21 protein-coding genes and 1 other annotated feature are annotated in these 21920 nt (G+C 49.3%); all 21 genes read right to left on the minus strand.

Going from position 1 to position 21920, the window contains the following annotated elements:
• Positions 1–124: 124 nt before the first annotated feature.
• Complete coding sequence (locus C6I21_RS15265; protein WP_105960351.1) at positions 125–367, minus strand: DUF1294 domain-containing protein; 243 nt, start codon at positions 365–367, stop codon at positions 125–127.
• 186 nt (positions 368–553) lie between these two features.
• Positions 554–910 (minus strand): 50S ribosomal protein L20, encoded by a 357-nt coding sequence (rplT, locus tag C6I21_RS15270; protein WP_105960352.1) that lies wholly within the window; start codon positions 908–910, stop codon positions 554–556.
• A 42-nt stretch (positions 911–952) separates the two neighbouring features.
• Positions 953–1144: a 50S ribosomal protein L35 gene (rpmI, locus tag C6I21_RS15275; RefSeq protein ID WP_105960353.1), complete on the minus strand. Its 192-nt coding sequence runs from the start codon at positions 1142–1144 to the stop codon at positions 953–955.
• 71 nt (positions 1145–1215) lie between these two features.
• A complete protein-coding gene (gene infC / locus C6I21_RS15280; RefSeq protein ID WP_142393275.1) occupies positions 1216–1725 on the minus strand; it encodes a translation initiation factor IF-3 in 510 nt (169 codons plus the stop codon).
• 52 nt (positions 1726–1777) lie between these two features.
• Positions 1778–1897 (minus strand) — a sequence feature (ribosomal protein L20 leader region).
• Positions 1898–1957: 60 nt separating this feature from the next.
• Positions 1958–3892 (minus strand): threonine--tRNA ligase, encoded by a 1935-nt coding sequence (gene thrS, locus C6I21_RS15285; protein ID WP_105960355.1) that lies wholly within the window; start codon positions 3890–3892, stop codon positions 1958–1960.
• A gap of 339 nt (positions 3893–4231) precedes the next feature.
• The gene (gene mqnC / locus C6I21_RS15290) at positions 4232–5338 is read right to left on the minus strand and encodes a cyclic dehypoxanthinyl futalosine synthase (RefSeq protein WP_105960356.1); all 1107 of its coding nucleotides are present in this window, start codon (positions 5336–5338) and stop codon (positions 4232–4234) included.
• A 109-nt stretch (positions 5339–5447) separates the two neighbouring features.
• Positions 5448–6383, minus strand: a complete 936-nt coding sequence (dnaI, locus tag C6I21_RS15295) for a primosomal protein DnaI (protein ID WP_105960357.1) — start codon at positions 6381–6383, stop codon at positions 5448–5450.
• Positions 6384–6389: 6 nt separating this feature from the next.
• A complete protein-coding gene (locus tag C6I21_RS15300) occupies positions 6390–7766 on the minus strand; it encodes a replication initiation and membrane attachment family protein (RefSeq protein ID WP_105960358.1) in 1377 nt (458 codons plus the stop codon).
• A gap of 72 nt (positions 7767–7838) precedes the next feature.
• Complete coding sequence (gene nrdR, locus C6I21_RS15305) at positions 7839–8300, minus strand: transcriptional regulator NrdR (protein ID WP_105960359.1); 462 nt, start codon at positions 8298–8300, stop codon at positions 7839–7841.
• A 27-nt stretch (positions 8301–8327) separates the two neighbouring features.
• Entirely contained in the window at positions 8328–8726 is a 399-nt protein-coding gene (locus tag C6I21_RS15310; RefSeq protein ID WP_105960360.1) for a DUF1499 domain-containing protein, read from the minus strand.
• Between the two features lie 136 nt (positions 8727–8862).
• Complete coding sequence (speD, locus tag C6I21_RS15315; RefSeq protein ID WP_105960361.1) at positions 8863–9255, minus strand: adenosylmethionine decarboxylase; 393 nt, start codon at positions 9253–9255, stop codon at positions 8863–8865.
• A 160-nt stretch (positions 9256–9415) separates the two neighbouring features.
• Entirely contained in the window at positions 9416–10444 is a 1029-nt protein-coding gene (locus C6I21_RS15320) for a glyceraldehyde-3-phosphate dehydrogenase (RefSeq protein WP_105960362.1), read from the minus strand.
• Between the two features lie 210 nt (positions 10445–10654).
• Complete coding sequence (coaE, locus tag C6I21_RS15325) at positions 10655–11248, minus strand: dephospho-CoA kinase (RefSeq protein ID WP_105960363.1); 594 nt, start codon at positions 11246–11248, stop codon at positions 10655–10657.
• Entirely contained in the window at positions 11245–12084 is an 840-nt protein-coding gene (gene mutM / locus C6I21_RS15330) for a DNA-formamidopyrimidine glycosylase (RefSeq protein WP_105960364.1), read from the minus strand. The genes coaE and mutM overlap by 4 nt, the downstream gene beginning before the upstream one ends.
• A gap of 52 nt (positions 12085–12136) precedes the next feature.
• The gene (polA, locus tag C6I21_RS15335) at positions 12137–14770 is read right to left on the minus strand and encodes a DNA polymerase I (RefSeq protein WP_105960365.1); all 2634 of its coding nucleotides are present in this window, start codon (positions 14768–14770) and stop codon (positions 12137–12139) included.
• A 330-nt stretch (positions 14771–15100) separates the two neighbouring features.
• The gene (gene pnpS, locus C6I21_RS15345) at positions 15101–16867 is read right to left on the minus strand and encodes a two-component system histidine kinase PnpS (RefSeq protein ID WP_105960367.1); all 1767 of its coding nucleotides are present in this window, start codon (positions 16865–16867) and stop codon (positions 15101–15103) included.
• The gene (locus C6I21_RS15350) at positions 16864–17580 is read right to left on the minus strand and encodes a response regulator transcription factor (protein WP_105960368.1); all 717 of its coding nucleotides are present in this window, start codon (positions 17578–17580) and stop codon (positions 16864–16866) included. Before C6I21_RS15350 ends, pnpS begins: the two co-directional genes overlap by 4 nt.
• Before the next feature lie 136 nt (positions 17581–17716).
• The gene (locus tag C6I21_RS15355) at positions 17717–18193 is read right to left on the minus strand and encodes a MaoC/PaaZ C-terminal domain-containing protein (protein ID WP_105960369.1); all 477 of its coding nucleotides are present in this window, start codon (positions 18191–18193) and stop codon (positions 17717–17719) included.
• A 110-nt stretch (positions 18194–18303) separates the two neighbouring features.
• Positions 18304–19242, minus strand: coding sequence for a malate dehydrogenase (gene mdh / locus C6I21_RS15360; protein WP_105960370.1), 939 nt, complete (start codon positions 19240–19242; stop codon positions 18304–18306).
• A 130-nt stretch (positions 19243–19372) separates the two neighbouring features.
• Positions 19373–20641: an NADP-dependent isocitrate dehydrogenase gene (gene icd, locus C6I21_RS15365; protein WP_105960371.1), complete on the minus strand. Its 1269-nt coding sequence runs from the start codon at positions 20639–20641 to the stop codon at positions 19373–19375.
• A 98-nt stretch (positions 20642–20739) separates the two neighbouring features.
• Positions 20740–21858 carry a citrate synthase gene (citZ, locus tag C6I21_RS15370; RefSeq protein ID WP_105960372.1) on the minus strand — a complete coding sequence of 373 codons (1119 nt, stop codon included), beginning with the start codon at positions 21856–21858 and terminating at the stop codon, positions 20740–20742.
• Positions 21859–21920 lie beyond the last annotated feature (62 nt).

Below are 21920 nucleotides of genomic sequence, written 5' to 3' on the forward strand. Positions count from 1 at the left end.
CCACATGAACGCGTTCTATACCAAAATGCATGAACGATTCCACGAAACTTATTGAACCGCCGTATACGGATCCGTACGTACGGTGGTGTGAGAGGACGGAGGGGAGAACCCTCCTCCTACTCGATTATAGCTGTCCGTAAAGTATCCATCCAAGAAGAGCGGCATGTCCAACGGAAAACAGCGGCAGCATGACCTGAAATTTTTTTACTTTCGTTTTATGACGGATCTGTCTGCTGATCAGCCACTGGACTGGAGCAGCGCCGGCAGCTGCCCAGCCCAGCAGTGTGCGTTCACTGATCCGTCTTTTTCTTTTTACCGCAAGCCGCTTGTCATAGGCAAACAAGATTCCTCCAATGAGCGATATCATAACGTAGAAGACGATTATTCCATAAAGAATGGTAGACTGGCCTCCTTCATCTGATTTTCAACAACCGGCTCCGTCCTTCGGCTGAAATCAGCACGCCGGTATGGAAACGTTTTATCGGCCCGGGTTAGCGAATTGTATCGTTTCGAAAAAAACTGCCCCGGATGTGCTCCGGGGCAGTAATAAGACTTACTTCAGGTTTTCTTTTGCTTTAGAAGCAAGATCTGCAAATGCTTTTTCGTCGTTGACAGCAAGATCAGCAAGCATCTTACGGTTCATCGTGATACCGGCTGTTTTCAGACCGTGCATCAGACGGCTGTAGGAAAGCCCGTTCATGCGTGCTGCCGCATTAATACGTGTGATCCACAGCTTGCGGAAATCACGCTTTTTCTGACGGCGGTCACGGTATGCGTACAGGTGAGACTTCATTACCTGGTCTTTTGCTGTACGATACAGACGGTGCTTGGAACCTGTATAACCTTTTGCTAGTTTCAGAACTTTTTTATGACGACGACGGGTGGTGTAACCACCTTTTACTCGAGCCATCGTAATCCCTCCTCGAAATGTTTAGATTAATTTAATGTGGAATTATTTTACCATTTGGTCGATGCGCTTCTGGTCGCCCTTTGCGACAAGTCCGGACTTACGCAGTTTACGCTTCTGCTTCTGGGACTTGTTGGCAGCGAGGTGGCTTGTAAAGCCGTGGCCGCGCTTGAGCTTGCCTGTACCTGTACGCTTAAACCGTTTTGATGCACCACTGTGCGTCTTCATTTTTGGCATAATGAACATCCTCCTGTACGAAAATAGAATGGGTGTTGTTGTTGTCGTTGTCGGTGAATAGAATGATCGTCTTACTTTTCGTTCTCTGCGTTCGGAGCCAGGATGAGGAACATACTGCGTCCTTCCATCTTGGGCTTCGATTCGATCGTGGACAGATCGCTGCACTCTTCCGCCAGACGCATCAGTACGTCGCGGCCGAGCTCCGAGTGGGTAATTGCGCGTCCGCGGAAACGGATCGCTGCCTTTACCTTGTCGCCTTTAGAGAGGAATTTACGTGCATTGCGGAGCTTCGTGTTGAAATCATGCTCCTCAATGTTCGGACTCAGACGCACTTCTTTCAGATGAATAATCTTCTGCTTCTTGCGCTGTTCCTTCTCCTTTTTCTGCTGCTCAAAACGGAATTTACCGTAATCCATGATGCGGCAGACAGGCGGCTTGGCATTCGGTGCAACCATGACGAGGTCAAGATCTGCATTACGCGCCATATCGAGCGCTTCCTGCTTTGACTTTACGCCGATCTGATCGCCGTTGGCGCCGATCAGGCGTACTTCGCGGGCACGAATGTTTTCGTTTACGAACATATCCTTACTAATGTTGAGCCACCTCCATAATAGTTGCGGAGCAAAGCAAGAGATCAATAAAAAAGTGCAGGCGCATTGCGCCCACACTTCATCCGTTGAATCTGGTGAAAAAATCATAACCTGAACGTACAATAACGAAACAGGTGAGAAGCGGGCGCTTCTTCTTGCTTTGGTGTCCGTATAATGTTCACCAGTGCATCTTACCACGCCCGGAGATACGTGTCAACGCAGGTTACCTTCTTTTTTCCGCAACTTCTGTTTCTATCGCTTGAACGAATGCTTCCAGACTCATTTCTTCCGTTTCTTTCTGTCCATAACGGCGGACATTTACGCCGTCGGCTTCAATCTCTTTATCCCCGAGTACGAGAAGGTACGGCACCTTCTTCATCTGCGCTTCCCGGATTTTGTAGCCGAGTTTCTCATTTCTTACATCAACATCCACGCGGATGCCCGCGCGCTGCAGCCGCTCTTCCACTTTTCTTACATAATCCAGGTGCACGTCGCTTACAGGAATCGCTTTTACCTGTACCGGGGCCAGCCAGGCCGGAAACGCTCCTTTGTATTCTTCAATGAGGAATGCAATGAACCGCTCCATCGTTGAAACGACGCCTCGGTGGATAACGACCGGGCGGTGGTCCTGTCCGTCTTCGCCGGTGTATGTCAGATCAAACCGCTCCGGCAGGTGGAAATCAAGCTGCACGGTAGAGAGCGTCTCGTCTTTTCCAAGCGCTGTTTTCACCTGGACATCCAGCTTCGGTCCATAAAAAGCAGCTTCGCCTTCTGCTTCGACGTATTCCACGCCCATTTCGTCCACTGCTTCTTTAAGCATGTCCTGGGCTTTCTCCCACATCTCATCATTATCGACATACTTCTCCTGGTTCTCCTTGTCACGGTAGGAGAGCCGGAAATAATAATCATCGATGCTGAAGTCCTTGTACACGGCCTGAATCAGTTCAACCACACGGATGAATTCCTGCTTCAGCTGATCCGGCCGGCAGAAGATGTGTGCGTCATTCAGCGTCATGGCACGGACACGCTGCAGACCTGCAAGTGCTCCGGACATTTCATGGCGGTGCATCGTACCGAGTTCCGCAATACGGAGCGGAAGGTTCCGGTAGCTGTGCTTCTCATTTTTATAAACCATCATGTGGTGCGGACAGTTCATTGGCCGGAGTACGAGATCTTCGTTATCCATTTCCATTACTGGGAACATGTCGTCCTGGTAATGATCCCAGTGACCGGACGTTTTATAGAGATCCACGCTTCCAAGAACCGGCGTATAAACGTGGTTGTAGCCGAGACGCTCCTCAATATCCACGATGTAGCGCTCGACGATACGACGGATGGTCGCACCATTTGGAAGCCAGAGTGGAAGACCCTGTCCGACCTTCTGGCTCAGTGCAAAAATACCAAGCTCCTTTCCCAGACGGCGGTGGTCGCGTTCTTTCCGCTCTTCCAGAAGCTGGAGGTAGTCATCGAGCTCCTGCTGTTTCGGAAAAGCCGTACCGTAAATGCGCTGCAGCATCTTATTATCGCTGTTTCCGCGCCAGTAGGCACCGTTCACCTGCATTAATTTAAACTTTTTCAGTTTGCTCGTCTGTGGCACGTGCACACCTCGGCAGAGATCAAAAAATTCCCCCTGCTCGTAAATGGAAATCTTCTCCCCTTCCGGGATGTCATCCAGAAGCTCCAGCTTCAGCTCGTCGCCGATTTCTTTATATCTGGCTGCCGCTTCTTCCCGCGGCATTTCCACACGCGTAATTTCATGATTTTCATCGATAATTTTTTTCATTTCTTTTTCGATTTTCGGCAGGTCCTCCGAAGTAATCGTTTCATCGATATCAATATCATAATAAAATCCTTCTTCAATCACCGGACCGACACCGAGCTTTGCACCCGGATACAGACGCTTTACTGCCTGAGCCATCAAATGGGCTGTACTGTGGCGCAGTACTTCCAGTCCTTTCTCTGATTGATACGTATAGATTTCCACCGGACCGCTCTCCTGAAGCGGTGTTCTCAGATCTACATCCTGACCATTGACGCTCCCGGCAAGTGCATTTTTCTTCAGCCCCGGCGAAATCGACTGGGCGACTTCCTCCAGTGTTACTCCTGCATCGAATGTTTTGACACTCCCGTCGGGGAATGAAAGTTCTACCTGGCTCATGTAATCCTCTCCTTTAACGAAATACTGCCGCACAAAAAAACACCCGTCCCTGTGGCTAGGGACGAGTGCGCTGTCGTGGTTCCACCCTGATTTCAGTCTTCTTAACAAAGACTGCTTCATTCATCCGTTAACGGCGGAAGCCGCCGCCCTCTCCCCGGCATTCATACCGGATCGAGGGCGGTGCTCAGGGGTGGTGGACCAGCAGTGGTATCCGGAAAGCTCTCAGCCGGCGGCTTTCCTCTCTGATGAACCCGTACTGCGGGAACGTGTCCCCTTCATGGCGGTCATTATGAAATCTGATTCGTATTATAGCCCGCTCTCTTTCAAAAATCAAGAGGGTTAATTCTGCATAACGAAATCGCGTTCTGCAATATCTCCTTCGCCGAAGACCCGGAGGCGTTCATACTTCGTATTGCGCTGCACCGGTGTTTTTCCAGCTTCGCGGATCAGGCGGAGAATCAGGTTCGTATCCACTTTATACGTCGCGCCGGCAGCGGAAACCACGTTTTCTTCCATCATCGTGCTTCCGAAGTCGTTGCATCCGTAGGAAAGGGACGTTTTGCCTGTTTCCGGCCCCATCGTAACCCAGGAAGACTGGAAGTTCGGTACATTGTCGAGGAAAATGCGTGAAATAGCGAGATTTTTCAAATATTCACGGGGTGTTACTTTTTCCCCTTTCATGTTCGTGTTTTCCGGCTGGAATGTCCAGGAGATAAATGCCAGGAAGCAGTCAGCCTCATCCTGGGCATCGCGGACACGCTGCAGGTGAAGCGCACGCTCTTCCATGGATTCGCCGAAGCCGATAACCATCGTCGCTGTGCCGTGCATTCCGGCGCGCTTCACTGCTTTCATGCAGTCGATCCACTCTTCCCACGTGCCTTTCAGCCTGCTGATCCGGCGGCGGGTGCGGTTATCGAGAATTTCTGCGCCTCCGCCCGGAACGGAGTCGAGTCCGGCTTCTTTCAGTTCTTTAAGTACTTCGTCCAGGCTGAGTCCGGAGACTTCCACCATTTTATAAATCTCTGCCGGGGAGAAGGAATGCATCGTAATATTAAAGCGCTTTTTAATTTCCCGCAGAAGATTCGTATAGTAGTCAAACGGGAGGTTCGGGTTCGTCCCGCCCTGCATGAGAATTTCTGTGCCATCCACGTCGATGGTTTCCTGAATTTTTTCAAAAATAACCTCATCATCGAGTGTGTAGCCGTCTTTTGCATTCGGCGGACGGTAAAATGCACAAAATCTGCAGTATGTATCACAGAAATTTGTGTAGTTAACGTTACGGCCGATAACAAATGATGTTTCGGGCTCCGGGTGCCACGCTTTCATTTTTTCGTTGGCGACTTCACCCATTTTCTCCACTTCATCACTTTCATAAAGACGAATGGCGTCTTCAGTTGTTATCCGCTCACCATTTCTGGCGCGTTCCAGAATATCATCGATACTCATTTATAAATGCCTCCATTCTTTCATCCGGGGTAATACTGTCATGGTATCATATATAGGCGCTGGAAGAAAAAGAAAGCAGTCCTGAATGAATCATTTTTCTTTCCTTTTGTTACATGCCCCGGCGGTTCGTTCCTTTCATCTCAAGCTCTGTTGTTAAATGGCGGATCCGCTCCATAATGCGCTTCGCTTTCAGCTGATCTACTTTCTCCGTGCCGCCGCGCTGTGTCGACGCCAGGTGAAGCTCCAGTTCATCCAGCGTGAAATTGGAAGTAAAAATAGTCGGAAGCTTCTCCATCATCCGGAACTGCAGCAGTGCCCCGAATACCTCATCCCGGACCCAGGGTGTCATCGTTTCCGCACCGATGTCATCAAGGATCAAAACACGTGCTTTTTTTACATGATCCAGCTTTTCCTGATACGAGCCGTCCGAGATCCCTGACTTTAATTCACGGAGAAAATCCGGCGTATAAACTAGCATCGTCTCTACCTCCTGGTCGGCCAGCTCGTTTGCAATGGCACTGACGAGAAACGTTTTCCCGACACCGAACGGGCCGTGGATGTAGAGACCGGCTCCGTTTTCGCCCGGAACTGCCTCCGAACAGAAAGCGAGTGCTTTAACATAGGCATCGGTACGCGACTGATTATCTTCGTCGAAGTCATCAAACGTCATCTGCAGTACTTCCCGGGGAAGATACAGACTTTTCATAAAGGATTGGTGCCGCAGACGTTCATCTTCGCGCCGCTTCAACGGGCATGGATGATACGTTAAGTTAATGCTGCCATGCTGCACTTGAAGCTCCGGCTGATACCCCTTCATCACGTTCGGACAGTTTTCAAGCCCCGGACAGCGGCTGCAGTTCTGCCACTGCTGCCGGTAGTGATACAGATCACTCATCGCACTGTCGATGTGGTCCGGAGATACTTCTTCCTTTTGAAGAAAGGACTTTATATCCGGATCACTCAATACTTCCTGTTTCAACTTGTCGAATCGCTCTTGAAGTCCTCCCCGCTCAAATCGACGAAGGGAGCGTTCGATAGGATCCATGACGGATCACCCCTTCTTTTGTTTCTTTTTTCTCAAAAGCTCTCTGTACCGTGCCGCTTCCTGTTTCGCCTGCGTTAAATTCTCCTGTGGCTCTTCCTCTTGTTTCTCTGTCTGTCCCTGCTGCTCCGAAAGCCAGGACGGCACCGGTGCCGCTTCCTGTTTTCCAGACTGTGCTTTTTTCGTTTTCACAGTCTGACGTTCTTCGTGCTCCTCTTTCGCAAGCTTCATTGCTTCTTTCACGGTGTCGACTTTCTTTCGTTTCCAGTGGGAAGCGATTTTGAAGGCCAGATTTTTCACCAGTTTTCCATTGTTCACCATGTATAAATAGTCGATCAGCACGTTTACTACGCCGGGCTGCAGTCCGTAATCGTGCAGCAGCGACTCGACGATATCAATATCTCCTTCATACACTTTCGCCCCGCCGGACAGCGTGTGAAGATAATCAAGCGGAGACGTCGTATCAAAGTAATGAATCTGCTGCTCTTCTGCTGATGCAGGTTCCGATTTTGAGCTCGAAAGATGCGGAGGCTGCTTCCGGAGACCAAGCATCGGCGGCTTCCCCCCCTCATTCAGCCGGTACCGCCGCTTGGCAGTACTGCGGAATGTTTCGGCATCCATTGAATCCGTATGAAGCATGGCATCCTGGATCAGTGCTGCCATTTCTTCTGCGGTAAACTGATATAAAAAAGCGGTCTGCTGAATCAGTTTTTGATTGGCCGGCGCATACACTTCCTCCCGGGAAACAAACTTTGGCAGCAGGCCGTCGACCGTCTGCATATCGACAGCGTCTGACGTAATCTCATAGGATGAGTCCCCTGCCGGGAAAATCGATGCAGCTGATTGAAGAAGTTCGCTCATTTCATCGGAGGAACTCCTCATTTCCGAAGGACGGAGCGAGGAAAACACATCGTTAAACGATTTGGTGATGTTTTGTTTCCCTTCTGTCTCCGGTGTCTCCTGTGTAAACATTGCGCGGAGTGCGCGGTACCGCTCCCGGCTGCCGGCACGGTTATATAAATAGATGCTCAGCAGTTCATCCTGAAAAAACTTCGGTGCGTCGTAAGGCAGTGAGAACAGATAAACGAGACCTTCTTCTTCTTCTTTGTAGGAGGAGAGTAAGCCGATCGCCTCCAGCTTTTTCCTCTCTTCATACAGCATGGACAGATGCTGGCCGGTCTGTGTCATCCACTGTTTATGCACCCCTTCCATACAGAAGCCGGGCTTTCGGGAAAGCTCCGTCATCATCGTGATATAAAGGCTGCACGCCACGGGACCGATCAGCGGCTGGTAGAGCATCATCATAACCGATACGTGCTCTGAAGAAAGCATTCCTTCAGCAGAAGCGGTAAATGGTGTAGCCGGCGTAATTTCCTGCCAGTGCATTAAACGTCTCCTTTCCTGTACCCATGCGGAAAAGGCTGCCCGGGCATCCGCCCTGAGCAGCCCCCCGGTCTTCTACCGGTTTTCACGGTCAATTAAGTCTTTTAATTCATCTACAAACACATTAATATCCTTAAACTGACGATAGACCGAAGCAAAACGGACATAAGCAACGTCGTCAATATCTGCAAGATTGCTCATGATATATTCCCCAATGTCGTTGCTGCTTACTTCCGAACTGCCTCTGCTTCTCATTTCTTTTTCAGTGTCCGCTGTCAGATTTTCAAGCGTTTCCATCGGAATCGGACGCTTTTCACAGGCCCGGACGAGGCCCCGGAGAAGCTTCTCATAGCTGAACTCTTCTCTATTTCCGTCTTTTTTCACCACCATGAGCGGCGTTTTTTCGACGCGCTCAAAGGTTGTGTAGCGGTAGCCACAGGATTCACACTCCCTCCGGCGCCGGATTGCCCGCGCTTCGTCGCTCGGCCGCGAATCCAGAACCTTCGTGCCGTTATAATCACACTGCGGGCATTTCATGCATCATTCCTCCGCTTCTCCTGCTGCCTATTCGCTGCCGAGACCGGTCCCGACAAACGTCAGACGCTTATTTACTTCCTCATATAATTCTCTAGCAAGCTTTGCACTGTATCCGAAATCGGAAATCATGGCTGTATCTGTATTGATGGAGAAATCTACCGCCGTCTTGTAAGGCCGGACCATAATAACGGTAACAACAATAAATGTTTTTTTCCCCCGGGTCGTTTTGACGATCATTTCACCGTGCTCTTCGGAGATCGAGCTGATGTCGTAGCCCTGTCTCGATGAAAAAATTGCTTCCAGTTCTTGAAACACTTTTTCTTTCATCGCTTTATAGTAGTGTGTGCGAAGCGTTTCATCCGGATGCGTCTCTGATGTTTCGGTGCGTGTGCTGAATGCTTTCTGCAGTTTCTGCTTGATTCCCATAGTATCTCCACCCCCGCATTGTCTCTGTAAATCATAGCAAGAAAACCCCCGGACTTCAATCTTTTCCGAACATCAGGCTGCCGGTGGAACGGGTTGTACGGGAAAGAAAAAACCGTCCGGTAAGGACGGTCTGCTGCTATTTCGTATACGATTCCTCTGTACGTTTCGGTGTCACTTCAATCGGACCGATGCCGCGGGGCACTTCTACAATTTCTGCCTTGCCGGCACCAAGTTCTTTTGCAATATAATCTGACGCGACATTCGGATCAATCCGGTCTCCGCATGTATACACATCAATGCTTGCATATCCATGCTCCGGAAAACTGTGAATCGTTAAGTGGGATTCACTGATAATGACAACCCCGCTGACTCCCTGCGGAGCGAACTTGTGGAAAGCGACTTCCCTGACTTCTGCTCCTGCTTCCAGCGCGGCATTGACGAATGTGCGCTCAATAAACGTTATATCATTTAATTTGTTGATATCACACTGCCAAAGCTCTGCAATGACGTGACGGCCCATGGTATCCATATGAGCTCCCCCTTTTTCAGCTGCTTTTCGTGACAAGCGCGTCCTGCCTGATGTGTGGGGGAAAGTTAGTCCGAAGAGGTCCTAACCCGGAACATCATGACACGTTTCACGAAAATCAGTATAAAGTTTTTAGAGGGAGATTGCAATCTTTTTCTTCCGGTCACGAGGCATAGGTTTCTCTTTCCGCTTCCAAACCTCTGCCGACACAGTGGACGAGATCGACCAGTCTGCAGGAGTAGCCCCATTCATTGTCATACCATGCGAGTACTTTTACCTGGCGGTCGTTAATAACCATCGTCGACAACCCATCAATGACTGCGGAGCGGGAATCCCCGTTGTAATCGATAGAGACCAGCGGATCCTCCGAGTAACCGAGCACACGATTCATACTGCCCTCAGATGCCTCTTTTAAAAGCGCGTTCACTTCCTCCGCTGACGTTTCTCTGGATACATCGATGACAAGATCCACCAGCGAAACGTTTGGTGTCGGCACACGGAGGGCCAGTCCATGAAGTTTCCCTTCCATCTCCGGAATAACCTGGGATATTGCCTTAGCTGCTCCGGTCGTTGTTGGAATGATGGACTGGGCACATCCTCTGGCGCGACGGAGATCTTTATGCGGATTGTCCATATTGTTCTGATCTCCCGTGTAGGAATGCACGGTCGTCATCATTCCGGACTCGATACCGAATGCATGATCCAGAACCCGGACAACCGGTGCGAGGCAGTTGGTTGTGCAGGAAGCATTGGAGATCACATGGTGCTGAGAGGCATCGTATTCGTCTTCATTCACGCCGATGACGATGGTTTTATCTTCATTTTTACCAGGAGCCGTAATAATGACTTTCTTTGCCCCTGCATGAAGATGACGTGCTGCCTCCGATCGTTCGCGGAATTTACCTGTCGCCTCAATGACAATATCTACATTCAGTTCTCCCCATGGCAGTTCTTCAGGGATACGGGAATGAACAATCGGTATCTCCGTACCGGCGGCGTAAAGCGTATCTCCTTCTGCATATACCTTCTGCTCAAATGGACCATGGACACTGTCATAGTTTATCAAATGAGCCAGTGTTTCTGCCGGATAACTTGCATTTACAGCAGCAATCTCTACATGCTGATCCAGAAGCGCCCTCCGGAAAACCATTCTGCCGATTCTCCCAAACCCATTGATCGCTATTCGCACCATGAGGATCCCTCCAAATAAATAATTTAATTAAAGCGTTTACATTAATTAGTATAGCACATTAACTTAATTGTGACGACATAATTAATGGCTTTTTCTTGAAAAATTGTGGGAACCGTTCAAGGCAGCCTTTTCAGGCTTCATCCTGCCCGGGAAATCGGATGGGAAAGCAGAAAAAACCGGAGGTGCTTCTGCCTCCGGTTTTTTTAGCTCTTATTCTGATTTCAGCTGCTCAACCCACCGATGGATCTGACGGCGTGTCTCTTCCAGACTGCCGCTGTTATCAATCACAATATCAGCTTTATTCTTTTTTGTTTCCACAGACAACTGGGATTGAATACGGTCTTCCGCTTCCTTTTCGGTATAGTCATTCCTTGTGCGCAGTCTCTCTTTCTGGAGTGCTTCCGGAACGTATACAACGGCGATCCGGTCCACCATATGCTCCAGACCGCTCTCAAAAAGAAGAGGAATATCAAGAACAACAACGGGCTCTCCTGCAGCTTCTAAAGCTCCTGCTTTTTCTTTCATCCGTCTGCGGACTTCCGGATGAATAATGCCGTTCAATTCTTTTCTGCTATCTTCATTCTGAAACACGATCTCTCCGAGTGCTTCTCTATTTAACGTGCCGTCCGGGTGAATGACTTCCGGGCCGAATGTCCGCTCAATTGCTTCTAAAGCGGGGGTTCCGGGCTCCACAATTTCCCGGGAAATAACATCCGCATCGATGACAGGAACGTCTAATTCCTTTAACATCTCCGCCGCGGTGCTTTTTCCCGTCGCTATGCTTCCTGTCAAACCGATTCTCATCGTCCGTCTCCTCCTTCCTGGCAGACTGGACAGATGTGCGTCCCTCTCCCGCCTACCACCGTCCGCTCAATTGGATGTCCGCACTCCAGGCATGCCTCTCCTTTTCTTCCGTAGACATACAGCTGCTGCTGGAAGCTCCCCTTTTTTCCTTCACTGTTCACATACGACCGGATCGAGGAACCGCCTGCATCCACCGCCTGCTGAAGCGTTGTTTTTACAGCATGATGAAGTGGTGTGATTTTCGATTCAGGTACCTCATCTGCAGGCGTTTCAGGATGAATACCGGCTTGAAACAGCGCTTCATCCACATAAATGTTTCCAAGGCCGACAAGTTTTGTCTGATCAAGGAGAAGTGTCTTTACGGCACGACCCGACCGCGAAAGAATGGAGGCAAGAACCTCTGGTGTAAAAGCGGCTTCAAGTGGTTCCGGGCCCAGCTGCCGAAGCGGGAGCTCGCTGAATTCGGTTCCTTTATCGAAAACGTGCATCGTGCCGAACTGGCGGACATCAGTATAGCGGAGTTCAGATTCATCAGTAAACATAAAACGGACGTGCGTATGCTTACCTACGGGATCTGTGGAAGAATGAATCGAATACTTCCCTTCCATCCGGAGATGCGAAACAAGAACATCTGTAGACAGCTGAATCAGCAGAAACTTCCCGCGCCGGTCCACACCTTCTATCTGCTGACCGGCAAGCTGTCCCCGGAATTGTTCAATGTCGTCAGGCCGCTGAATGATTCGCGGCAGCGTAACGACGACATCCCGTATGGTTTTATTCACACATTGGGACAAAAGCGTCCTTCTGACGGTTTCTACTTCGGGTAATTCAGGCACTTCTGCCCCTCCTTTCTATGATACGCAGCAGATTTTTCCGTTCTTATTTTTATTATTTCGCATCGTACCAAGTACTGCCGTATGACACATCGACTTTCAGCGGCACATCGAGAGAGACGGTCTTTTCCATCGTTTCGGCAACAAGCCGGCTCAGTTTTTCTGCTTCCTTTTCCGGCGTCTCAAAAATCAATTCATCGTGTACCTGCAGCAGCATCGTACCGCTCAGGCCGCTTTCGTCCAGCGCCCGGCTCATGTCGACCATCGCCTGTTTAATGATATCGGCAGCTGTTCCTTGAATCGGCGTATTCATCGCTGTACGTTCGGCAAAGCTCCGCTGATTGAAGTTTTTGCTCGTTATTTCCGGAAGGTAGCGGCGCCGGTTCATCATCGTTGTGACGTAGCCGTTCTCCCGCGCAAATGCTTTGCTTGATTCCATATAATCCTGAACCCCCGGATAGTTCTTCAAATACGTTTCAATAAACGCAGCGGCTTCTTTCCGTGTAATACCGAGACTCTGGGAAAGTCCGTAATCACTGATACCATAAACGATTCCAAAATTCACCGCTTTGGCTGTCCGCCGCATATTGCTGTCGACATCTTCCGGAGAGACACCAAATACATCGGCGGCTGTTTTCGTATGAATATCCATGCCCTGATTAAAGGCTTCGATGAGCGAAGTATCCTGCGCCATGTGTGCAAGTACACGCAGCTCGATCTGTGAATAGTCTGCTGCGAGGATGACTTCGCCCGAAGAAGTCGGAATAAATGCTTTGCGGATTTTCCGCCCTTCCTCCAGACGGATCGGGATGTTCTGGAGGTTCGGATCTGTAGAAGAAAGGCGGCCTGTCTGCGTCAGCGCCTGATTAAATCGTGTGTGGATCCGGCCGGTTTTCGAATGGACGGATTTTAACAAACCTTCAATATACGTGGAATTCAGTTTGCCCAGCTGACGGTATGTCAAAATGGATGAGATAATTTCATGTTCCGGCTCCAGCTTTTCGAGCACATCTGCTGACGTGGAGTAGCCGGTCTTCGTTTTTTTCAGTACGGGCAGACCCAGCTTTTCAAATAAAATTTCCCCGAGCTGTTTCGGCGAATTAATATTAAATTCTGTTCCGGCAAGCGAATAGATCGTTTTTTCCATTTCTGCAAGGCGCTCTGTCAGGCTTTCTCCGATTCGGTGAAGTTCTTTCTCATCTACAGCAACACCGTGGCGCTCCATACGGCCTAAAATAACAGAAAGAGGCATTTCCAGGTCGGTAAGAAGGGCAAGCTGCTCATTCTGCTTTAGCTCTTTTTCCAGTATTGGTTTGAGTTCCCTGGCAGCAGCGGCTTTTCTGCCCAGGTGCTGGACCAGCTCTTCTTCAGGAGGAACGGCCTGCTTCTTTCCTTTTCCGTAAACCTGTTCATCTACCTGAACCTGCATCCCGCTTCTCCGGCTTGTAATAGCGGCAATATCGTGGGAGGATGCGCCTGGATCGAGAAGATAGGAGGCCATCTGCACATCGAAAGTAATCCCGCTTAAAAAAACGTCTTCCCATCCAAGAGTGACAACAGCGCGCTTCGCGTCAAACACCCATTTGGTTCTCTCTTCGTTTTCCGCCCACTCTCTGAAAAGATCGCTCTCTGTACACGCGGAAGGGTCCAGCACCCACGTTCCGTTCTCATTGGCCAGAGCCACGCCGATCATGACAGCATGATGGTAGTTTTCTTCAAGTGATTCCACGACGAGTGCCGTGCCCTCTGTCAGCATTTCCGGGCGCAGTTCCTCCGCTTTCTTTACATCGATGTCAGCAAGCTCCTCCGGCTTCTCTTCTTCCAGGCCGGGGATGCGTCCGAGCAGCGACTGAAAGCCCATCTCCTCGAAAAATGCTTTAATTGTCTTTGGATCACCCTGTTCCCATGCAAGTGCAGCAAGCTCCGTCTGAACCGGAGCAGTGCGGTATATTTCTGCCAGTTTCCGGCTCATGCGGGCCTGCTCTTCGTTTTCAGAAAGGTTCTGTTTCATTTTTTTCCCGGAGATCTCGTCTATATGTTCATAAACGCCTTCCACAGTATCATACGCTGCGAGCAGCTTCAGTGCTGTTTTCTCGCCAATACCGGGCACGCCGGGAATATTATCCGAGCTGTCTCCCATGAGACCTTTCATATCGACAATTTGATCCGGCCGGAGACCGTACCGCTCATGCAGCGCATCCGGGTCATAGGCTTCCACATTTGTAATGCCTTTCTTCGTAAGGGTGACCGTTGTGTGCTTATCCACCAGCTGAAGCAGGTCTTTGTCTCCGGTGAAAATGGTGGTTTCCCATCCTGCATCTGATGCATGTCTGGACAGTGTTCCGATAATATCATCCGCTTCGTAATTTTCAATTTCTTCGTACGGAATGGAAAACGCGTCGAGAAGTTCCCTCATGACCGGCAGCTGTTCTGCGAGTTCCGGAGGCGTTTTCTCACGCGTGCCTTTGTACGATGAATATGTATCATGGCGGAACGTTGTTTTGCCTGCATCAAACGCCACCATCATATGGGTCGGCTTTTCCTCCTCCAGCACTTTTAAAAGCATCGTCGTAAATCCATATACCGCGTTTGTATAGACGCCTTTGTCATTGTTTAACAGCGGCAGCGCAAAAAACGCCCGGTAGGCGATGCTGTTTCCGTCGATCAATACTAGTTTGTTTTTCGTCATCCGAGCCACTCCGTTCCCTGGAAAGTATGTTCTGGTTTTAGTTTATCATGACTTCCAGATCCGGACAAAGCGGCGCACGAATAATTGGCTTTCCGGTGCCGGTTACATGCTGAAAGAATCACAGACAGACTGCAGCAGGTTGAACCACAGGTATTTTTTTCCACAAAAAAAAAAAAAAAGAACGGAAGCTCAGGGGGTGGCTTCCGTTCCTCAAGGGGGATGCAGAGACAGAGACCGGATGCTTCCGTTCTCTGTGTTCCGTTCACAGTTCCTAGTATATCCCCTGAATACTAAGAAAGTTTTAAGACGCAGTGAAGAAAATGTAAATCATTATGAACCAAATGGATAACGGGAGAAAACGAGACGGAATGTCGTTCCTTTACCAGGTCGGCTGTCCACCGCCAGCTCGGCATGGTGCGCTTCCGCCAGGTGTTTTACAATCGCCAGTCCGAGGCCCGTACCGCCGGAATTTCTGCTGCGGGCACGGTCCACTCTGTAAAAGCGTTCGAACACACGCGGGATTTCCTTTTTGGAGATGCCGATGCCCGTATCGCTGACTTCTACAACTACATTTTCCTTTTGACCAGTGACTTTAATGCGTACATCGCCGCCTTCCGGTGTATAGACGACTGCATTGTTCACCAGGTTTAAAAATACCTGCTTTAAGCGGGCATGGTCACCGGGTGCTGTTGTATCCCCCTGAATTTTCGTTTCCAGGTTCATCGATTTTGCTGCTGCTTTTTCTTTCAACAGCAGCAGCGTTTCCTCTGCCAGTGATCCGTAATCAACTTCATCCCAGTTCAGCTGGAAATGCTCCCCTTCAATTTTGGAAAGCTCCAGAAGATCGGTGATCAGCTCTTCTAAGCGGACCGCCTCTTTGGCTATGATCGTTAAGAATCGTTCCATGGCAGCTTCGTCATTCATCGCACCGTCGAGAAGTGTTTCCGTAAACCCTTTTAGTGATGTGACGGGCGTCTTCAGCTCATGGGATACATTGGCGACGAAATCTTTTCTCGCCTGCTCCAGTTTTTTCAGTTCCGTAATATCATGGAACACGAGCACGATCCCTTTCAATTTCCCGTCCTGGCCGACGACCGGTGCACCATGGACATCAAAATGACGGATGTATATACCCGACGGCCATTTCATCTGTCTGCGGATCGGCTCTTCTTTCAAAAACAGTTCCTGGACGAACTTGATCATTTTCTTATTGTTGATCGCATTGTAGTACAGCTGATTCTGCCACTGTGCCGTATCTTCCTCGAAAATTTCACTGCAGGAACGGTTCAACAGCGTAATATCGCCTTTGGCGTTAATCAGAATCAGGCCGCTTCCCATATTTTCAATCAGCGTCTCGAGCCGCTCCTGCTGGTTTTCATACGTTTTTGTTACCTGCTCGAGGTTTTCCGCCATAACGTTGATCGAGCGGTTCAGTTCTCCTATTTCCAAGTCCACGCCTTCATAGGTCCGGGCAGAAAAGTTTCCTCTTGCCAGTTCATTCGCTACCCGGCGCGCATCCTCCACCGGGCGGATGAGTTCATTCGTCAGCCTCGTAATAAGCGCCACGATTATGACAAAAGCGACAAAGAACGAAACGATGAGCAGTGTCCATACATTTTGATAGACATCCTGAAGCTCATCCATTTCCACCCCGATCCGGAGCAGCTGTCCCTCTTCTTCCGTCAGTTCCAGCGGCACGACGTAGTATAAAAGCTCTGTATTCACCGTCTCACTGAAACGAATGCTGAAAGGTTCTCCTCCGCCTCTGGCACCAATGACTTCAGGACGGTTTTCTCTTGAAGACATATCGCCGTTTTCCTGACTGCTGTCTGCAAGCACGGTACCATCTGCATCAATAAGTGTCAGTCTCGCCTCCAGCCGTTCCGCCAGAGCGGAAACCACTTCCTGAAGCTCCTGATCCGCAGACCTCTGCTCGATTGCAAAGGCCGCGGTCTCTGCCTCTTTCTCAATCCGGTCGACCATCCGGTCCTGATAAAAATCTTGAATAAAAGGACCAAGGACAGCCCCCAGTCCTGCAAGAACAAGCAGAATAATCAGCGAAACCGGAAGAATCAGCCGGAACCGGTAACTGCTCATAGAGAACGCCCCGGTTCCTCCATTTTATACCCGAGCCCCCGGACCGTTTTTATATATACCGGCTTTTTCGTATTCGGTTCAATTTTCTCTCTCAGGTGGCTGATATGCACATCGACGATCCGTGTGTCTCCGACAAAATCATAGTTCCATACAGAGTTTAACAGCTGATCTCTCGTCATAACGCGTCCTTTGTTTGTCATAAGGTACATCAGCAGTTCGAATTCTTTCGGTGTCAGCTCCATCTGCTCTTCCAGCAGATACGCTTCATAATTGTCCGGAAAAAGGACGACATCCCCGACCGTCATTTTTTTCTCTTCCTGCTCCTGCTTTTCCGGCGGGGCCTGCGTGTGTGAACGCCTTAAAATTGCGCGGACCCGGGCTGTTACTTCCCTGGGACTGAATGGTTTCGTCAAGTAATCATCTGCCCCGAGCTCCAGACCAAGTACTTTATCGAACTCATCGTCTTTCGCCGTAAGCATCAGGATCGGTGTCGTCACTTTATTTCTGCGGAGCTCTTTGCATACTTCCAGTCCATCCATTTCCGGAAGCATTAAATCCAGCACGATCAGATCAAACGATTCCTGTGAAGCCGTATCAAGCGCTGTCCTGCCGTCCATCGCAGTGGTTACTTCAAATCCCGCCTGCTCCAGGTTGTACTGAAGCAGCTGCATGATCGATTCTTCGTCATCAACGACCAGTAATTTCTGTGCCATGCTCATTCCCCTTTTATAAGCTGCTACCCCACAACAGCAAGTATGTACTATCTTCTGCTCCCCATACTTTCATCTTACTACAAAAAAAGCAGGACGCAAGATGTCCTTCCTGCTTCCTGCCCATGCCATATTCTGTTTAAAAATTGTCGTAGCTGAATGCCTGCTCGGTCGCCGGTTTCCACGGGTATGGAGGAACAGCGATTACGGCAGCTGAGAAAATACGTGTCGATCCGCTCATCCCTTCTGCCTGAATTGTTACCTCCTCTGTCTGTGGACGAATGTCTGTCAAAACAAGTTTCAGATGCAGAGTATCTTCATGATAAAGCGGGGCGTCATAGCGGATATGCATTTCTTTCAGCACTGTACCCGGTCCCGGGAGATGATTGCTGACGGCAGATGTAACCATTCCCTGAAGCATCAGCTGCGGCACCTGAGGGCGTTTATACGGAGTTCCTGCAGCATAATCGTGCTGGATATAGGCCGGATTCGCATCTCCGCTCATTCCAAGATACAAAAGAATTTCTTTATCAGTTACTGGTATCGTTTCTTCCCATTTGTTTCCGGGCTGTAGATCGTCAATCGTTCTGCCGATCCGCTGCCTTTTTGTAAACATTCCCCATCCCTCCTGTCCTTTCCAGCATATCACAAAATAAAAGAAAGCGCTTTCAGTAAATGGTGTATGAAAGGCAGGAAGACGATGTTTCTTCCTGCCTGTTTCTATACTTAGAGAGATTTCATGACATTCTTGACGGAATCAGCGGATTTATCGAGCTGCTCGCGCTCTTCATCAAGAAGGTCGAGTTCGAAGATTTTCTCGATACCGTTGCCGCCGATAATCGTCGGCACGCCAAGATACATATCCGTATACCCATATTCGCCTTCCAGATAAGCAATCGTCGGCAGAATCCGCTTTTTATCTTTCACGATGGCTTCCACCATTTGAACAATGGCTGCTGCCGGAGCATAATAGGCGCTGCCGTTTTTCAGCAGTCCGACAATTTCACCGCCGCCTTTGCGTGTCCGCTCCACGATCGAATCGAGACGGTCTTTCGGAATCAGCTTCTGCACCGGGATTCCTCCAACACTGCTGTAACGGAGCATCGGTACCATATCATCCCCGTGTCCACCGAGCACGAATCCCTGGACGTCTTCTACGGAAACGTCCAGTTCTTCTGCAATAAACGTGCGGAAACGGGCCGTATCCAGGACACCGGACTGGCCGATCACCCGGTTTTTCGGCAGACCAGCCTCCTGGAACACCGCGTAGGACATTGCATCCACCGGGTTCGTTAACACGATAATAAAGCAGTCCGGAGAATATTTCACAATTTCTTTTGTGACGCTTTTCATAATTCCGGCGTTTGTGCTGATTAAATCATCGCGGCTCATACCCGGCTTTCGTGGAATTCCTGCAGTTATTACAACAACATCGGATCCGGCTGTGTCCGCATAATCGGAAGTTCCCTTAATTTTCGCATCAAACCCCTGTACTGGACTTGCTTCCAGCATATCCAGTGCTTTTCCTTTCGTAGGGTCTTCATTATCGGGAATATCTACGAGTACGATGTCGCCGAGCTCTTTTTGGGCAGCCATAAGCGCTGATGTTGCACCTGTGAATCCGCTTCCAACTACGGTTATTTTACGACGTTTAATAGGTGTCATTAAAATCCCTCCATTTATGGAATCTAAACTTTAGAAAAAAGGCGTCCAGCCGTTGTTCGGCTGAGACACCCTCATTCGAAGGAAAAGCCGGGAAAACAGCATTCTGCTCCCGGCTTCTCATAACGATAGATTAACCGAGGTTCTTAATCAGAGCATCTCCGAATTCAGAACATTTCACTTCTGTCGCACCATCCATCAGACGGGCGAAATCATACGTGACGGTTTTCTCCGCAATCGTTTTATCCATTGCATTTTCAATCATATCCGCAGCTTCTCCCCATCCGAGGTGACGCAGCATAAGCACACCGGATAGTAGTACAGAGGATGGGTTTACTTTATCCTGTCCTGCATACTTTGGTGCTGTTCCGTGTGTTGCTTCAAAGATCGCATGGCCGGAATCGTAATTGATGTTCGCTCCCGGTGCGATACCGATGCCGCCTACCTGGGCTGCAAGTGCATCGGATACATAGTCACCGTTCAGGTTCATCGTGGCAACTACGTCAAATTCTTTCGGTCGTGTCAGGATCTGCTGAAGGAAGATGTCAGCAATCGCATCTTTAACGATGATCTTACCTGCTGCTTCTGCTTCATCCTGAATACGGTTTGCTTCTTCTTTTCCTTTTTCATCTACGAGACGGTCGTATTCCGCCCATGTGAAGACCTTATCGCCGAATTCGCGCTCTGCAAGCTCGTAGCCCCACGTTTTAAACGCACCTTCAGTAAATTTCATGATATTACCTTTGTGTACGAGCGTCACGTTTTTACGGCCTTCATCCAGCGCATACTGGATAGCAGATCGCACGAGACGTTCCGTACCTTCGCGGGAAACCGGCTTGATACCGATACCGGATGTTTCAGGGAAACGGATTTTTGTAGCTCCCATTTCATTCTGAAGGAAATCTACAACCTTTTTCGCTTCGTCTGTTCCTTCCTGGAACTCGATACCTGCATAAATATCTTCAGAATTCTCACGGAAGATAACCATGTCTGTGTCTTCCGGACGCTTTACCGGCGATGGCACACCGCTGTACCAGCGAACCGGACGAACGCATGCAAAAAGATCAAGTTCCTGACGAAGAGCAACGTTCAGCGAGCGGAAGCCGCCGCCGATTGGCGTTGTCAGAGGTCCTTTGATTGCGATCATGTACTCACGGATCGTATCCAGTGTTTCATCCGGAAGCCATTCGCCCGTCTTGTCATGTGCTTTCTGACCGGCAAGAACTTCTTTCCACTCGATGCTCTTTTTACCGTTGTAGGCTTTTTCAACTGCTGCTTCAATTACTCTGGAAGAGGACTTCCAGATATCAGGACCGATACCGTCACCTTCGATATAAGGAATAATCGGGGTATCAGGTACAGTTAATTCTCCATTGTTTACTTGAATTTTTTCTCCAGCCATAAAACAAAAACCTCCTAGAAATAGTTCGTTGCTTCACAATTATATCGTAAAGGAAGGAGCTGAAAAAGAACAGCCCCGTCCGTTTACTTCTTTTTTTATCAGGTACGCTTTTCGAGCGGCACCCATTCCTGTTTATCCGGACCAGTATACTCGGCTCGCGGACGAATCAGACGATTATTTTCGTACTGTTCCAGAATGTGTGCAAGCCAGCCGGAAGTACGGCTTACTGCAAAGATTGGTGTAAACAGATCGTGGTCAATGCCGAGGCTGTGATAGACCGACGCAGAATAAAAGTCCACATTCGGCAGAAGCCCTTTTTCATTTGTTACGATCTCATCAATCTTCACACTCATCTCATACCACTTACTGACGCCTGTCACTTCAGTAAGCTGACGGGACATTTCTTTCAAATGCTTTGCGCGGGGATCACCGTCTTTGTAGACACGGTGGCCGAAGCCCATAATCTTTACCTTGTTGGCAAGGGCATCTTTAATATATGACTCTGCCTTATCTTCGTCGCCGATTTCATTCAGCATAGCCATCACACGCTCATTGGCACCGCCGTGAAGTGGTCCTTTCAGCGCTCCGATTGCTGATGTGATACCGGAGTAGACATCAGAAAGCGTCGCAACACATACACGCGCTGTAAAAGTGGAAGCGTTCAGCTCATGGTCTGCGTGAAGGACGAGTGCTTTATTGAATGCTTTTTCCGAAATCTCATCCGGCTCCTCTCCGTTCAGCATGTAAAGAAATCCTGCTGCAAAGCTAAGTCCTTCTTTCGGCGCAACAGGCTCTTTTCCTTCACGGATACGGGCAAAAGCAGTGACGATCGTCGGAATCTGCGCCTGAAGTTTTAACGCTTTTCGGCGGTTTGCTTCCTCATTCATCTCGTCTGCTTCTTCATCGAATAGAGCAAGGTTGGAAACGGCAGTACGCAGGGCTGCCATCGGGTGGACTTTGCTGATGTCATAGGACTTCATCTGCTCGATCACGGCATCCGGAATCGGAGACGCCTGAGACAGTTCCTGCTTGAATGACTTCAGCTCTTCTTTATTTGGAAGCTTATGGTTCCAAAGCAGATAAATAACCTCTTCAAAGCTTGCATTATCTGCAAGATCATCAATATTGTACCCATGGTACGTAAGCACCCCGTCAATAATGGAGCTTACACTTGAAGTCGTCGCGACAATCCCTTCTAAACCTTTTGTTGCACTCATGCTATCTCTCCTTTGCTGTCAGGATTAAGAGGAGATCAACCGGAATCCAGCCGTCTCATCGA

Origin of the sequence: Alkalicoccus urumqiensis, from assembly GCF_002993335.1 — a bacterium.
GTDB classification, from domain to species: domain Bacteria; phylum Bacillota; class Bacilli; order Bacillales; family Salisediminibacteriaceae; genus Alkalicoccus; species Alkalicoccus urumqiensis.

Bases quoted from the DNA above. Each gene is read 5' to 3' on its own strand.
- C6I21_RS15265 (WP_105960351.1), bottom strand. From the start codon at position 367: ATGATATCGCTCATTGGAGGAATCTTGTTTGCCTATGACAAGCGGCTT.
- rplT (WP_105960352.1), bottom strand. From the start codon at position 910: ATGGCTCGAGTAAAAGGTGGTTACACCACCCGTCGTCGTCATAAAAAA.
- rpmI (WP_105960353.1), bottom strand. From the start codon at position 1,144: ATGCCAAAAATGAAGACGCACAGTGGTGCATCAAAACGGTTTAAGCGT.
- infC (WP_142393275.1), bottom strand. From the start codon at position 1,725: ATGTTCGTAAACGAAAACATTCGTGCCCGCGAAGTACGCCTGATCGGC.
- thrS (WP_105960355.1), bottom strand. From the start codon at position 3,892: ATGAGCCAGGTAGAACTTTCATTCCCCGACGGGAGTGTCAAAACATTC.
- mqnC (WP_105960356.1), bottom strand. From the start codon at position 5,338: ATGAGTATCGATGATATTCTGGAACGCGCCAGAAATGGTGAGCGGATA.
- dnaI (WP_105960357.1), bottom strand. From the start codon at position 6,383: ATGGATCCTATCGAACGCTCCCTTCGTCGATTTGAGCGGGGAGGACTT.
- C6I21_RS15300 (WP_105960358.1), bottom strand. From the start codon at position 7,766: ATGCACTGGCAGGAAATTACGCCGGCTACACCATTTACCGCTTCTGCT.
- nrdR (WP_105960359.1), bottom strand. From the start codon at position 8,300: ATGAAATGCCCGCAGTGTGATTATAACGGCACGAAGGTTCTGGATTCG.
- C6I21_RS15310 (WP_105960360.1), bottom strand. From the start codon at position 8,726: ATGGGAATCAAGCAGAAACTGCAGAAAGCATTCAGCACACGCACCGAA.
- speD (WP_105960361.1), bottom strand. From the start codon at position 9,255: ATGGATACCATGGGCCGTCACGTCATTGCAGAGCTTTGGCAGTGTGAT.
- C6I21_RS15320 (WP_105960362.1), bottom strand. From the start codon at position 10,444: ATGGTGCGAATAGCGATCAATGGGTTTGGGAGAATCGGCAGAATGGTT.
- coaE (WP_105960363.1), bottom strand. From the start codon at position 11,248: ATGAGAATCGGTTTGACAGGAAGCATAGCGACGGGAAAAAGCACCGCG.
- polA (WP_105960365.1), bottom strand. From the start codon at position 14,770: ATGACGAAAAACAAACTAGTATTGATCGACGGAAACAGCATCGCCTAC.
- pnpS (WP_105960367.1), bottom strand. From the start codon at position 16,867: ATGAGCAGTTACCGGTTCCGGCTGATTCTTCCGGTTTCGCTGATTATT.
- C6I21_RS15350 (WP_105960368.1), bottom strand. From the start codon at position 17,580: ATGGCACAGAAATTACTGGTCGTTGATGACGAAGAATCGATCATGCAG.
- C6I21_RS15355 (WP_105960369.1), bottom strand. From the start codon at position 18,193: ATGTTTACAAAAAGGCAGCGGATCGGCAGAACGATTGACGATCTACAG.
- mdh (WP_105960370.1), bottom strand. From the start codon at position 19,242: ATGACACCTATTAAACGTCGTAAAATAACCGTAGTTGGAAGCGGATTC.
- icd (WP_105960371.1), bottom strand. From the start codon at position 20,641: ATGGCTGGAGAAAAAATTCAAGTAAACAATGGAGAATTAACTGTACCT.
- citZ (WP_105960372.1), bottom strand. From the start codon at position 21,858: ATGAGTGCAACAAAAGGTTTAGAAGGGATTGTCGCGACGACTTCAAGT.